The following is a 14345-nucleotide window of genomic DNA, read 5'->3' on the forward strand; positions in this document are numbered from 1 at the left end:
CCTAATCACTAAACCCTAATAACTAATCCCTAAAACCTAATAACTAAACACTAATTAACAAACCTCAATCCATCCGGAACTTGTTTTTGCGCATTAGAACTTTCATCTTCCAAATAATAGTATTTGATTTTGCTTTTTTTAGCCAATTGAAGAATTTCAGGGATGTTCAATTGTCCTGTACCGAGCGTCACATCGTTTTCTGAAGAGGTGGCTACTCCGAGACCTGTTGCAACACCCTTTTTTAAATCCTTGACATGCATCAATCGGAATCTTTTAGGGTATTTTTTGAGCAATTCAGCAGGTGATTGCCCAAACTGATGCACCCATAAAATGTCTATTTCAAAGGACACAAATTTGGAATCCGTTTGTTGAATAAGGTAATCAAAATAGGTGCCATTTTCGTAGGGCAAAAATTCATAACCATGGTTGTGGTAACAAAATTCCAATCCATTTTGATGGAGAGTTTTTCCAAAGTTATTGAAATCAGCCACCGCTTTTTGAGCCGCTTCCAAGTTGAAGGGAGCTTTATGAGGTATCATTCCCACGCGGACAAATGCAGCACCAAGGGTTTTTGCCTCATCAATAACCGTGTTCATTTTGTTACTTAATGCATCATAGCTGACCCCATAACTGGTACATACCATCCCACGCGCATCCAACATATCTCGTACTTCTTTGGCGCTTTTACCAAATAAATTGGAAAATTCGATGTTCCTGATCCCCATGGATTGAATGAGATTCAAGGTGCCGGCCATATCTTTGGCAAATTCTTTTCTAAACGTAAATGAAACAACACCAGGCGTTTCTTTGAGCATGTTGCCTTTAGACTTTTGAGCCCATAATGGGTTACAAAGTAGAAGAAAGACGAATGAGATCAATACACTTTTTTTCACGAGCATAAATTTTTGGTGAATTTTCCGATTAAGCAAGAAGGTTGAATGTAGAATTTAAAATTAAGAATTAAAAATGTAGAAAAGAGAAAAGAACCAAACCAGAAATAATTAGAGAGTTACTTTCTTGAAAAGTATTTTTTCGCCCTTGCATCTTTTTAGCTAGATTTGTCTATAATTTTTTGGAGGTTTAAACGAAGGTTCATGATTTGAGTTGGGATTAGCTAAAAGATAATTTACAATCAAAAAAAACTTTGATTGTGCCTGACATGTTTGTAGAGGGTCTCTAATGTCTGATTCCTGGGAAGTATTTTTTCGTGAAAGGGTAATCTATTTAGAATACACCATTTCGAATTTGGAATGAGTTTGGTCAACAAACCAAAGCTGATTTGTTGCAGGCTTATTCACAAAAATCGTCTTCGCAAACTCGAGATTTGAAAGAGCTATTTCATCTATAGAATACGCAATGTAAAAAGGATGACTTAAAAAATTATCTACTCACTCCTTTTTTACAAATAGATCTGCAAAATTATTCGGTATTTTAGCGATCAAAGAAAATAGAAGCCCCCAGGTGTTTTTAAGGAATGGCTTAATCGATAAGAAATTAGAAAAAAGACAAAAATGAAAAACCTATTAAATCAAGCGATTGAGCAAGGCATATCCTATTTGGAGGATCATCAATTACCCAATGGAGAATTTTTATTTTACATGTCGGGGGATGACGCTATGCAAAGCTGGAATTTACCTGAAAGTACTGTATTTCCCTCAGCTCAGATTGGAAATTGTTTATTAGGCTTAAAAAAGAGGGATAAAGTGGGCCAAATTCTCTTGAATACTGCTAATTTTTTGAAATATCAAATGGATAGAGGGGGGCTTTGGAATCATTACACCTTACTACACCGTTGGAGAAATGTATGCCCAAACGATCTCGATGATACAGCTTGTGTTTCGGGCTTTTTAAAATCGATGAATTTTAATTTTCCGTTGGAACGCAGTCATCAATTGATATTGGATAATCGTCGAAGGGATGGTTTATTTTATACTTGGATAACCTTTAGATTTCAACCGAATAAAAATTTAGTTTATTGGTATTATGTCCTTAAAGAATTAAAGCAACCATTCAAGAGCCTAATTTTTTGGTGGAAGTTTGAATGTTCAAGATATGGTGTGGACGGGGTTGTTAATGCTAATATCTTATATTACTTAGGAAAAAGAAAAGAGACAGACGCTATTATTCATCATTTAGTTCATATTATCAAAGAAAATATGGAGGATGATTGTGATTATTGGTATCGAAGTCCACTAGTCATTTATTATTTTATTTCAAGAAATATTCCAGCAGGAATTAATGAATTGAAAGAAATTCAACCTGATTTGACCAATAGAATCTTATCAAAAAAACTTAAAAATGGCTCTTTTGGTGAATCGGAATTAGAAACAGCTTTCGCCATATCATCTTTAATATATCTAGACTACCATGGGCCTGAGGTAGAAAATGGAATAAATTATCTAATAAAAACGCAATCAAAAGGTGGAAATTGGAAAAGGTGGGCCTTTTATTATAGTGGACCCCAAAAGCATGTATGTTGGGGATCCGAAGAATTAACAACAGCTTTTTGTTTAGAGGCCTTGGCACTATATGAAAATTTACTCAGTAATAAAAAAAGCGAATAGAAATTTTCAAAACTTAGATAATTCTTTTTAAACGCATCATTAAAAGTACATTTTTTACTAATAGTTTAAGTTTGCGAGGGAAAAATAAAACATGAAAAATGATTAAAACGAGACATGTCGGATTTTCAAAGCTACAAGAAATGATAAGAGAAAATGGTAAGAGAATTTGATAATAATCACTCAAAAAAATATGCCAAGGTTTATCATTTATGAGAATAAAAATTACTTCTTGATTTAGTTTTTTGTAGCCTAGAAGTATGATGAAATAAATCGCTAATGCAATCAAAGGAAGCAATTCACCTAATGTACATAACAAAATAAAGAGAACGCCAATTTCCAAAAGTGTAATAACCTTTTCGGCTGGTTTAATGGATGATACCTGAATATCGGTTGCAAAGGTTGCCTGATTGATGGATAGATCATTTTCTCGGTCAAAATACTGATGACATAAAATACCACGAAGTCCATATAAAAACGCCCAAAATCCTATCATAGACAACCAATAAATGTCTAATTCTTTTCCCATTTTGTGTGTCAAAGAAGTTACTATGAATAAACTAGTAAGTAGATGTGCTCCGCTCGCGTCTGCTATAACGCCTAAAATACCTCTATTTTTAAATCGAAAAGGCGAAATGGAATATAAACTAAATGCGATATATGCTGACCAATAAAAACATAATGAAAGCATGTCATCAATAAAAAAGAAACAAAAGGCTATGCTTAATAATATGGAAACCGTTAATAATAACTTTCTTTTGAAAGGGCTAAAGGATTCTAGTCTATTTGATTTCTTGCTGGCTAAGTCGAAGGGTAAATCAGTATAATCGTTCAAAATACTAACATAAATAGCACCAACAGTCATGGCTGAGATTAATAATAAAAGCCAAGCCATGTGGTTAATTATATTTTCATTTAAATGGATAATTGTCATGTATCCGACAATCAGCAATGGAACCATTTTGGGTTCCCACCAATCATTAGCCCTTAATAGAGTAGAAATTTTCATGAATTATGATATATCCGCCTTATGTAAACGTTTGTTCTGTAATACCTTACATATTAGTTGACAGAATATGGTAAAAGAATACTTTGGGTAATCGGAAAACGCTCTTAACATAAAAGAAAGTGATTTTTTTACATCCTTATCCCTTACGAAAGTTTCTTTTGAAACATTCATTAAATTCAAAATGTATTCTTTCTGTAAGACCTTCATTTCTGATGGGCTAAGAAGGGGTTTGTTTCTTTTTATTAGATTCAAATTATCTAAGACAAGTAATCGTAAAAGTTGAACTTTGCTTCTTCCATCGTAAATATTGTCACCGTATACATTTTTTATCCATAAAGGTTCTGTGGTGTAGGCGGCTCTAGTGGGCTCGTTGAAGATAATATCTAAAAGCATGCACCAATCATCAGTAATGTTCATCTGCTCATTCCATCCTCTTTTCTTTAAAGTCTTTGCGCGAATTAATAGAGAAGAAGAAGGTGAAGCGCATCCCGCAAGGTATATTTGCCTTAAGTCATTAGAATCTAAATGTACCCAGACATTTCCTGTTCTAGGTAAATGAGAAGGAAGATATTTATATTTTGAAAGAAATTCAAAATAGTTTCCTCTATCGTGTTGTTGCTGCCAGTTGGCAAAAACAAAGTCTAATTGGTGTTCTTCGATGGAAGCAATCATTTTTTCCAGAAACTGTTCTTCCCAAAAATCATCCGAATCCAAGGATGCAATAAATTTACCATTGGCATGTTTTAGACCTACATTACGGGCAGATGCTTGGCCTCCATTCGCTTTTGAGATATAAATGACTTCAGGAAAAGTAGCTATTAATTTTTGTGTCCCATCAGTTGACCCATCATCAACAACAATTAGTTCTATATTTGAATAGGTTTGATTAAGTACACTTTTTATGGCATTTCCTACCACATTGATGCGATTATATGTGGGAATAATAACTGAAATTAAAGGATTGCTATGCATGAATTAATAAAATGATGTGTTTTGCAAAAGTAATTTCTGCATCGATTATTATTTTTTTCTTTAAATAGATAGAGGCTTCCATTCCAATAGATTCCCATTGATGTCGTTTTTTCCACGCTCTATCTAATGTTTCTTCAAAACTACTTTCAGTGGCATCACCGATAAATCCAGTCACTTCATCTTCAACAATTTCCATTGTTCCACCAGCCCTAGTAGCGATAATAGTTCTGCCTACTGCCATCGCTTCTAAAATCACTAATGGCATACCTTCGCTTCGTGAAGGCAATACTAAAGCATGATGATCTGACCAAATTTGTTTAATATCTTCTTGAAAGCCTAAAAACGTTATATTTTTTAAAGCTAATAATTGGGCCAATGCTTGAAGTCCTTCCTTATCAGGGCCTGAACCTATGAGCGACAAATGTAGATCTCTTTTTTTCCATTTTTCTTTTGCCAAAATTCTAAAAAGGATATCTTGACCTTTGTCAATGATAAACAATCGGCCAATTAAAGCTATTTTAAAACCAAATTCAGTGCTTGGATAGGGAATTGAATTCGTACTTAGTTTATTTGGATTGGTAATTGTTTCTGAATTATTAAAACGGAAACCAAACTGTTCTTCTGTTAAAATTTTATTTTTCTCAGATACAAAAAAACATTTTTTTGCCATTTTAAATACATTTATCATGTATTCGCGTTCATTGGGGTGAGGCCAGTAAAATTCAACCGCTTTTTGGGAAATAATGACATAGGCAATCTGATTTTTTAAGCAAATGTTGCCATAAGGTAAACCATCAAAATTGATGGCTTGCGAAATAATTACTAATTCTGGCTTTTGTTTTTGAATGAATTTTTCAAAAGAATCTAAATGGGCTATGTAATTTGGTTTTATTAGTTTATGAAAAGAATTGAGGAAGCCCATTAAAATTCGATGATAGTTTTTTTTCAGCGCATAAAATACCACATTGGATCTTTTTAATTGAACGATTCTTTTGTGCGTAAAATTGATACGTTCTTTTAAAACAGATATCGAAAATCCTTCTTTTTGCAAATAGGGTATACTCAATGCCCATAATTCCTCACTACCACCCCAATCATCTAAACAGGTAGATACAATAGCTATATGCGAATTATTTTGATGTTTCATCTCGAATTAGAAAGGCTTCAAAAGATGATTTGTTAATGAATCATAATGTCTGATAGAAGTAATAAGTCCGTTATGGGGGCTTTTTGTATTCAAAAAAGTGATGATTTTATGGTTGCAGAAAGTTTATTTGTGTAAAAATAGTGTTTTCTCTTTAAATATGAGTTGCCTAAGTATGTATTTGTTTAACAATTAGTGATGCAGATAAGCAACTAATTTATAAGGTTTTAGGACATTTTTTTCGTTTTAAAACTTGCTAACCTTGATTCGTGATTTTTATTTCTAATCAATGCGCATTTGTTGGGAATGAACATTTTAAATCTTGAAAAATAAGTTTGTCGAATTTTAGAATATTTGTATCTTGATCCTTATGAAGGATAATTTAATTTTGCCCCTCACAAATAACTCAAATCAAGAAAGTTATAGAAAAGCAGATGATGAGGCTGTGGAGTGGGTATCAGATTGGATAAATACACGAATTGAATTAGCGCAAAGGGTTTGGTCGCGGCCCTCTTTATTAAATAATAAAACGACTTTTACTTCTCCTTTTTTACTTGCAGATGAAATAGTTACGATACTAACCCATCGTATGTTTACTTTTCAATCTAAAAAAAATCTAATCCAAGTTCTACCTATTTTGAAACAAAATCTTGTTAGACAAATAGTCAAAGGGGTTCCGATCAAAATTTTTCTTTTATATAATGGAGGTTACCGAGCATCGTCTTTCCCCAATCAGCTTTCGCTTATTTTTGAACCCGATCAAACGGAAATGATGCTCCTGTATCAAATTTCGAAATTATATGAGAAAATAAAGTCTATTTATTCTCCAGGCATTCATTTTGTTATTGTCGTAAACAATGGAGTAGCACATTGGGTAAATGAAATCCCTCTTGAAGCAACTGAAAATTATGCATACCAACTAAGAAATATGATTGATTTCTTAAGGGCATCTAGTCAAATACAAGTACTATTGCAGTCCGAGCTTGAGGGTTTTGAACCTCATCAATGCTTTGATTCAGAACTTAGGAGTTTAATTTTAACTGAAAAAGAACATGGTATTGTTGAGCGTTTTTTAGGCCATAGATGTAGTAAAGAGGAAGCCATATATAGAGCAGGACTATATCAATTAGCAGAGTCAGCTTGGAGTCAATTAATTACCTCAATTGCTACAGAAAGTGACGCAATAATGTTAAGACAAGTTGCTCACTCAGATATGCTCTCTTTTCGAGCATTTCCAGGTGGCGCAATTCGAATTCAGAATGGTAGCTTTGGCTTTCAATATTTGAATAACACTCTGAAGCCCAAACTTATTACATCAGAAAATGTAAAACAAATGGGTGTCAAATGGGCGCCATACAGTTTGCCTTGGATACTAAAAAGTAAATAGCTAAAATCAAGTGGACAAAACAATTAGTAAGAAACAAGTTTGGTATCAATCTGATTTTTCAATTCCCAACAGAGAAAAAATAGTTGAATCGCTACCAAATTCTCTTGCAAAAATTGCTGAATTATTTCCAAACAGAGTTGCATTGCTTTGCGATGAGCAATCGTATAGCTTTACTGATTTAGTTAACCGAGTTGCTGGACTTGCTGATGAAATTAATGCGTTTGCTGATGGTTACGGTCCTGTTGCGCTTGTTCAATCCATTGGTTTTGATTCAATCGCAGCTTGGTTTGCCTGCGCGCTTTCTGGAAGACCCTTTCTTTTATTGGAACCGGACCATCCTCCCAAACGTCTAAGGGAAATAATTGAGCATGCGAATTGTTCATTAGTTTTAATGGACCATAAAACGTCTCTGATTTTACTGAATTTATCTCATGTAAAAATATTGATTTCAGATGGCCGAAAAGGCATATTAAAGCTTGATGCAGGCCTTCGTCCGACTGAACCAACGATGATTTTTCCAACCTCTGGTTCAACAGGAAAACCCAAGCTAGTTACTTATTCTGCTGTAACAATACTCGTTAAAGTTCACGGATCTATCCAGCTCATGAAGGTTCCTGATTCAGCAAAAGTATTGATAGCGGGGTCACATGGTAATTATGGATTTCTTCACCATGCATTAGTGTTTCTACTTTCAGGAGGCACTATTTGTCTTGAAGATGTAAAAGCTAGAGGTTTTTCAGTAATACTTCAAGCAATTAATCAACTTGGTGCAAGGCATGTAAGGTTTACTCCATCTATGTTTCGCAAGTTTGCAGCATTGCCGCAAGCGAAGGAAACATTACGGCTATTAGATGCTGTTCGATTTTCTGGAGAGCCCCTTCTAATGAATGATATTAGGCTTGCTCATTCCGTTTTAAAGCCCGAGTGTCTCATTCAGAATATCTACGGAAGTACCGAAAGTGCACTTTTCATTTGGAGTAGTGCTATTGAAAAAATCAATTTTACGGAATCAACGGTTCCTATTGGGAAAATTTATCCACTCAGTTCGTATTCAATTCGGACATTGGAGGATATAGGTGATGATACCACTGGAGAACTGTTAATCCGTTCTAAATTTCATGCTTTAGGAGATTTGCAAGATGGTATTATTAACGGCGAACGGTTTCTTTTTTCAGAAGATTTCAAGGAAGAGCGAATCTATTCAACGGGAGATATTGTTCGAAGTTTGCCTGATGGAAATCTTATTCACCTGGGTCGTTCTGAAAGAATGGTTAAGGTTCGAGGGAATCGCGTATTTCTAACTGAAGTAGAAAATCAATTACGAAATCTGCCTGGAGTAACAGGGGCAGTGGTTGTTGATAGCCAAATCAGAGAAGATATAATGCTTTTTGGATTCATTACTACTGATTCTGTCCAAACATCAGAAAATGTGCTTCTTGCACTTTCAGGGATTTTACCAGATTTTATGATTCCGCGAAGTATTATTTGCCTATCAGAAATTCCTTTAATGCCTGGTGGCAAAGTTGATTACATTGCACTTAAGGCCAAGATCCCCCAATTCGATAATGAAACATATTCTGATACTGGTCATCAAGATAATTATCGTCGTCTAATCCAACTTTGGGATTCTATATTGTGGAATGGTGCGCACAAACAGAATGCCGATTTTCTAGCCCTGGGAGGCGATTCCCTTAGTTTTATGATCCTAGTTGTTGAAGTAGAACGAATTTTTGAAAAAAAACTGGACATTGAAGAATTTAGAGCTAAAAGTACTTTAGGGAATCTCGCTGAACTTCTGGGGATTCAGAGATTATCCATTGATCCTAAAATAAGGGAGTCATTGCAAGTAAGGCTTCTTTTGCCAAGTTTAAAACCTTCTAAAGGTATTGCTCTCGGTATTCCTGGTTATTGGGGTAGTACACATGCTTTTCCATTTAGACAAGCAGGACTTTTCGATGACTATGATATATGGGTTGCTGATTTTATAGTGAATAAAGGATCTTTGTCTCAAAATAAAAGATGGTGGAGGGTGGCCAATGAACTGGTGGAGGGTATTCAGAAAGGAGAGATTCCTTTGCCTCGAATTATTTTTGGGTATTCATTCGGCGGCGGTTTGGCATGGTTAATTAGTCGACTATTGGCAAGAATAGTCCAATTTCCCATATTTGTAGTGATGGTTGATGCAATTCCACTGCATCGTTTAAAACCTTATCGAAACAATCAACTCAAAAAGGCATTGGAACTAGTTTCCACAGAGCAAGCACCACCAACACTTCATATACAAAGAGAACCTTTATCAGATGTTTGGTTTGGAGTTGGAAGTACAAATGAGTGGGAATCGAGTGATAACATTCAATCAATTGTTCATTTACCAACGGTTGATCACCTTGAAATGGCTCGATGGAATATACTAGCACTTGCATCAGATGCAGTTACAAATTTCTTAAATCAAAAGCCAAGTTCCAATCCTTGGAAACCTTCACTCCCGCCACCTACCAGTTTTGGTGTCCAAATTCATAACGCTATCAATGGAGACCCAACGCTGCTAAAATTGGTCACAAATGAATTCATTAAACATCCCGAAAAAGCAAGCCTGAACCAACTGATAACTTTGGTCATTTTCCTCCACTTTAACCATGAAGATAAAATGTCAAAACAGTTGATTAGAAACTCAATGGATAAATGGGGTAATTATGTAACCGTACAGTACCTTTTTCGTCGTATTCAACGTGAATTGGATCTGCTATTATCAGATAAAATACCACCTTTTTATCCTATGAGTATAATTTCAATTGAAGCTTCCTTGGGTAAAAAACCAAAAGAGTATGTAACCTTTACATCTCATCAAAAAAGGTTGTTTATTATGGCCTACGATGTATTTTTAGCTTTGCTAGCTGCATTTTGGTCAAGATTTAAACGAATGCTGTTAAATATACCTAAGCAATAGCACTATCTTTTGATCAAAATAATAGACAATTGAATCTTCTTTTTTGATGAAAGTTCTTTTTTATTGCCTAATTTTAGAGAAGTTCGACAATTAAATTTATTCTCAAAATATGAAACACTCCATTGGAGTCAAAGACAAACAACTCATCTCGCTAGACGGAAAAATATTGCAAGATGACATAGAAGGGCTCATCATTCACCGCACTCCGCCCATTGAAGATGAACGTGGAGAAGTTGTAGAAGCTTATAGGCCAAGTTGGAATATTAATGATGAACCAATGGTCTACGCCTATGCAGCAACGATCAGACCCCAAGTAGTTAAAGGTTGGGTGCTTCATAAATTACAGTACGACCGGATTTTTGTTAACCGGGGTGTTCAATTATGGGCATTTTTTGACAACAGAGAGGACTCCCCAACGTATAAAAATTTTATGAAAATTACGGTTTCTGATCGGAATAGAGCAGTAATTGTGATTCCAATGGGAGTCTATCATGCGGTAAAAAACATCGGTACAGAGGAGGCTCAATTCATCAATTTCCCGACGAAGCCTTACAATAGAGAATCTCCAGATAAGTATAGACTTCCACTAAAAAATGACTTAATTCCTTTTGATTTTTCGAATGATGGATAATAAATCTCCACTTGTAACCGTCATTATTGCAACATATAATTCCCCTTTTACCTTGCGTTTTGCTATACAAAGCGTATTAAATCAAGATTTTAAAGACTTTGAGGTTTTGGTAATTGGAGATCATTGTCCTGAGGATTATGGCAGTTTTGTCGATGAATTGAAAGATGATCGGTTGCATTGGTTCAATTTGCCTAAGAATTCAGGCTCTCAAACGGGTCCTAACAACGAAGGATTAAAAAGAAGTCGAGGGAAATACATTGCCTATCTTGGTCATGATGATTTGTGGTTTCCCAATCATTTGGGTAGTTTGGTACGTTTTTTGGAGGAGACAGATGCTGATTTAGTGCATAGCCTAGCCGCCTTAATTAATCCTCTTGGAGCATATCAGGTTGTTGGCCCGCCTTCCAATGGAAGAAACTATACCAATTGCCATGTTCCTCCTTCCTCTTGGTTACACAAAAAAAGCTTGATAGAGGAATGTGGATTTTGGAATTTGCCTGAATCGATCTCAGTAGGAGTGGATCAGGACTATTTGAATAGAGTAGCTTTTGCGGATAAAAATATTCAATTTTGTAACAAGATAATGGTGTTGAAATTTGTATCCCATGATTGGAGTTTGTATTCCAGAAAAGACAAATTTCCTCAGCCCCTTTATTTCGAAAGAATGGCAAAGGATCCGAGTGGCCTAAAGGAGGAAATTTTGTTGGATTTGGCTGTTAAGTTTTCTATGACCTTTTTCGAGTGGAAATCTGTATCATCAAACCTAAGGAATTTGATGGCCAATATTTTTACTCCATTGAAGTACAGATCACGTAATATCTGGCCTTTGAACCAATTGTTTGTCTATTTGTTCCAAAGAACCAGAAGAAAATTCAGGAAATTGAGAGGTTTAGAAAACTAACTGTTGGATACTTTTGTGTTATAATAATTGAAATTTTAACACAACGACACAACGATTTTCTACTTTTAATTATTATAATATGAACGGCAGTGCGTATCTACATCATACATTAATACCGCTTTTGGCTTCGGCTCCGCTCAGCCAACGTGCTCATCATGGACCACAAAATTATAGGGTATTTTCTGTTGATTGTCAGCTAGCTAATGTTTAAAGCGTGCCAGAGGTATCTGTTGACAATCAGCACAAACCTATTTATCAACTTTAAGATTTTCTACGAGCAAATTGAAATAGTCTCTAGACCAAATATCTAACTCATTTGGATTTTGGACAAACCTAATTACATCTTCTTTCACATTTTCAATCTTGGTAGAATTGATATTGGCGTGTAGCAATTCCAATAATTGATTTTTGGTGATTGACGTTTCTGGCCAATCTCTGCCCTTCACTCTATTTTCTTGTTAAAAGTCACCTGCATTCCCATCGAAGCAAATTCCATTTTTACTCCTTCCAAAAATAGAGCTAACTTAAATGCTTGATTTTTTTTCTAATAGGGAAAAATCTAAATCTTCAGAAAACCGATTCAATCCATTGCTTGATCATAGTGCTGATATTGTTTCAATTAAAAGTTGAATGCTCTTCCTCTTTGGACATACTGGCAACCAGTTTTTCATCTCTATTGTGTTCAACTCGCGAAGTGGATCAATTTCTATACGCAAATCCTCAACCAAAAACGCCAAAGTTTGTTGTTTACTTCGAAGATTGATGCCAGCCGTCGTAATCACTTTATCGCATAGCGCTTTTTCTGGACTAGCAATTAATACCGTCTGTCTTTCAGTCAAGGATAACGATTGAATGCCCAGTTGATAATAGTCTATTGGTAAATGCGTATAACTATAGACTACATTTTGAGCCATCATTTTTTTTGATATTTTAGGCGTCACACTTGAAATCTCAAAAACTCGTTCGGGTATCAATCCCCAATGAAACAGGACAGAATCAAGCGATACATAACTAGGTCCGTAAAGATGATTCGCGATTAAAAATGGCTCAGGTGTTATTGGACTTACCAAAGGAGATGTCATATATAACCCTCTTCTCAGTTGAACAAGAATTCCCTGATTGACCATTTCCATGATCTTGTCATACGGTCTACTATACCCCTTTAGCAATCCAAGAAGTACTTGGGTGCTAATGGGCTGATCGCTATACTTTGACAAATCCATCCTATAATCCATTTGTCAAATATAATACATTAATTCGGAAAATATCCGAATTAATAAATATTTTTTAACAATGTAAACAAGTCCGCACGGCCAACGAAAATTAAGAATGGGGAAAAGAGAAAAGAGAAAAGAGAAAAACTACCTCTTACCTCTTACCTCTTACCTCTTACCTCTTAGCTCTGTTCTGAGAGAACAATGGAAGGTGCTATTATTTTTTATGAATATATGCATAAAAACTTTATAAATATTAATATATTTGTGCTTTAAAGCATAAAAAATGATTTTACGACCCTCCTATTTGAATGAATTACAACAGTGGATAGACCAACCGTTCGTTAAAATTTTAACAGGTATACGTAGGTCTGGTAAATCCACGGTATTATTACTATTAAAAGAAGTCTTATTACAAAAAAGTATTCCGGAATCGACTATCGTAACTATTAATTTTGAGAGTTTTACGACCGAACACTTGAAAAACGCGAAATCATTATATACGCATTTAGCGTCGATAATTAATAAAGAACAAAAGTTTTATGTTTTGTTAGACGAAATTCAAGAAGTGCATGAGTGGGAAAAAGTGGTCAATTCTTTATTAGTGGACTATAATGTAGATGTTTACCTGACAGGTTCTAATTCACATTTATTATCTTCAGAATTGGCAACTTATTTAGCAGGGAGATATATCGAAATTCCCATTTATACCTTGTCTTTTAAGGAGTATTTAGATTTTAATTCTGTCCTTCAAAAACCTATATTACCGACAAAAGACCAATTCGTAAGCTATCTGCGTAAAGGTGGATTTCCGGTGGTTCATATATCCAATTATGATGAAGATGCCTGCTACAAAGTAATTAGAGACATTTATTCATCTGTACTTTTACGCGATACCATACAACGCTACAAGATTAGGGATATTGAATTGTTGGAGCGTGTTTTACGTTATGCTTTTGATAATATAGGTAATACATTTTCAGGAAAAAACATAGCAGACTATTTTAAAAGTCAATCCCGAAAAACGGATGTTAATACCATATACAATTATTTGTCGGCATTGGAAGGTGCGTTTATTTTATATCGTGTATCTCGTTTTGACATCAAGGGCAAGGGAATTCTCAAAACGCAAGAGAAGTTTTTTGTAAGTGACGTGTCCCTCTTGTATGCGACGATGGGGTACAGAGATCGACAGATATCTGGCATTCTAGAAAACATGGTGTTTTTAGAACTCAAAAGAAGAAATTATCAGGTTTACATCGGAAAGTTAGACACAAGAGAAATTGATTTTATTGCCGAAAAACTAGGAAAGCGTATCTATATTCAAGTGGCTTATAAGCTCGATAGTGAAGCAACAGTGAACCGAGAATTTAATCCTTTGTTGTCCATTTTGGATCAATACCCAAAATATGTGGTTACCATGGATGATTTTTGGAAAGAGGATATACAAGGCGTAAAGCATTTTCAGATACATAATTTTTTATTATCGGAAGACTATTAATAGAAAAACTTATAACTTACATCATACATCATTTCACCTATTTTCACTCAAAAAATATCCCCACTAAGCACAATTATT

The 14345-nt window shown here is 34.9% G+C and carries 12 protein-coding genes; 6 read left to right on the forward strand and 6 right to left on the reverse strand.

Going from position 1 to position 14345, the window contains the following annotated elements; all coding sequences use genetic code 11:
* Positions 1-50: 50 nt before the first annotated feature.
* Positions 51-815 (reverse strand): sugar phosphate isomerase/epimerase family protein, encoded by a 765-nt coding sequence (locus V7S79_RS11100; protein WP_459490658.1) that lies wholly within the window; start codon positions 813-815, stop codon positions 51-53.
* A 696-nt stretch (positions 816-1511) separates the two neighbouring features.
* Here V7S79_RS11100 and V7S79_RS11105 point away from each other — a divergent pair.
* Positions 1512-2564, forward strand: coding sequence for a prenyltransferase/squalene oxidase repeat-containing protein (locus V7S79_RS11105; RefSeq protein WP_459490659.1), 1053 nt, complete (start codon positions 1512-1514; stop codon positions 2562-2564).
* Between the two features lie 13 nt (positions 2565-2577).
* On the opposite strand, the gene V7S79_RS11110 is transcribed toward V7S79_RS11105, so the two are convergent.
* Genes V7S79_RS11110 through V7S79_RS11120 form a run of 3 tightly spaced genes read right to left on the reverse strand, consistent with a single transcriptional unit; the run spans position 2578 to position 5689 of the window.
* Complete coding sequence (locus V7S79_RS11110) at positions 2578-3570, reverse strand: UbiA prenyltransferase family protein (RefSeq protein ID WP_459490660.1); 993 nt, start codon at positions 3568-3570, stop codon at positions 2578-2580.
* 3 nt (positions 3571-3573) lie between these two features.
* Entirely contained in the window at positions 3574-4542 is a 969-nt protein-coding gene (locus V7S79_RS11115; RefSeq protein WP_459490661.1) for a glycosyltransferase family 2 protein, read from the reverse strand.
* A complete protein-coding gene (locus V7S79_RS11120) occupies positions 4535-5689 on the reverse strand; it encodes a glycosyltransferase family 4 protein (protein ID WP_459490662.1) in 1155 nt (384 codons plus the stop codon). Before V7S79_RS11120 ends, V7S79_RS11115 begins: the two co-directional genes overlap by 8 nt.
* A 367-nt stretch (positions 5690-6056) precedes the next feature.
* On the opposite strand from V7S79_RS11120, the gene V7S79_RS11125 reads away from it, so the two are divergent.
* The 4 genes from V7S79_RS11125 to V7S79_RS11140 all read left to right on the forward strand — a co-directional run bounded on the left by V7S79_RS11125 (position 6057) and on the right by V7S79_RS11140 (position 11552).
* Entirely contained in the window at positions 6057-7073 is a 1017-nt protein-coding gene (locus tag V7S79_RS11125; RefSeq protein ID WP_459490663.1) for an L-tyrosine/L-tryptophan isonitrile synthase family protein, read from the forward strand.
* 10 nt (positions 7074-7083) lie between these two features.
* A complete protein-coding gene (locus V7S79_RS11130; protein ID WP_459490664.1) occupies positions 7084-10020 on the forward strand; it encodes a non-ribosomal peptide synthetase in 2937 nt (978 codons plus the stop codon).
* 109 nt (positions 10021-10129) lie between these two features.
* Positions 10130-10651 (forward strand): dTDP-4-dehydrorhamnose 3,5-epimerase family protein, encoded by a 522-nt coding sequence (locus tag V7S79_RS11135; protein WP_459490665.1) that lies wholly within the window; start codon positions 10130-10132, stop codon positions 10649-10651.
* Positions 10641-11552 (forward strand): glycosyltransferase family 2 protein, encoded by a 912-nt coding sequence (locus V7S79_RS11140; RefSeq protein WP_459490666.1) that lies wholly within the window; start codon positions 10641-10643, stop codon positions 11550-11552. Before V7S79_RS11135 ends, V7S79_RS11140 begins: the two co-directional genes overlap by 11 nt.
* 248 nt (positions 11553-11800) lie before the next feature.
* Here V7S79_RS11140 and V7S79_RS11145 read toward each other — a convergent pair whose 3' ends face one another.
* Both V7S79_RS11145 and V7S79_RS11150 read right to left on the reverse strand, forming a co-directional pair.
* Positions 11801-11998: a hypothetical protein gene (locus V7S79_RS11145; RefSeq protein ID WP_459490667.1), complete on the reverse strand. Its 198-nt coding sequence runs from the start codon at positions 11996-11998 to the stop codon at positions 11801-11803.
* A 150-nt stretch (positions 11999-12148) separates the two neighbouring features.
* Complete coding sequence (locus V7S79_RS11150; RefSeq protein ID WP_459490668.1) at positions 12149-12685, reverse strand: type IV toxin-antitoxin system AbiEi family antitoxin domain-containing protein; 537 nt, start codon at positions 12683-12685, stop codon at positions 12149-12151.
* 367 nt (positions 12686-13052) lie between these two features.
* On the opposite strand from V7S79_RS11150, the gene V7S79_RS11155 reads away from it, so the two are divergent.
* The gene (locus V7S79_RS11155) at positions 13053-14267 is read left to right on the forward strand and encodes an ATP-binding protein (protein WP_459490669.1); all 1215 of its coding nucleotides are present in this window, start codon (positions 13053-13055) and stop codon (positions 14265-14267) included.
* The last annotated feature ends 78 nt before the right edge of the window (positions 14268-14345 follow it).

This window comes from Aquirufa sp. ROCK-SH2 (assembly GCF_054558315.1).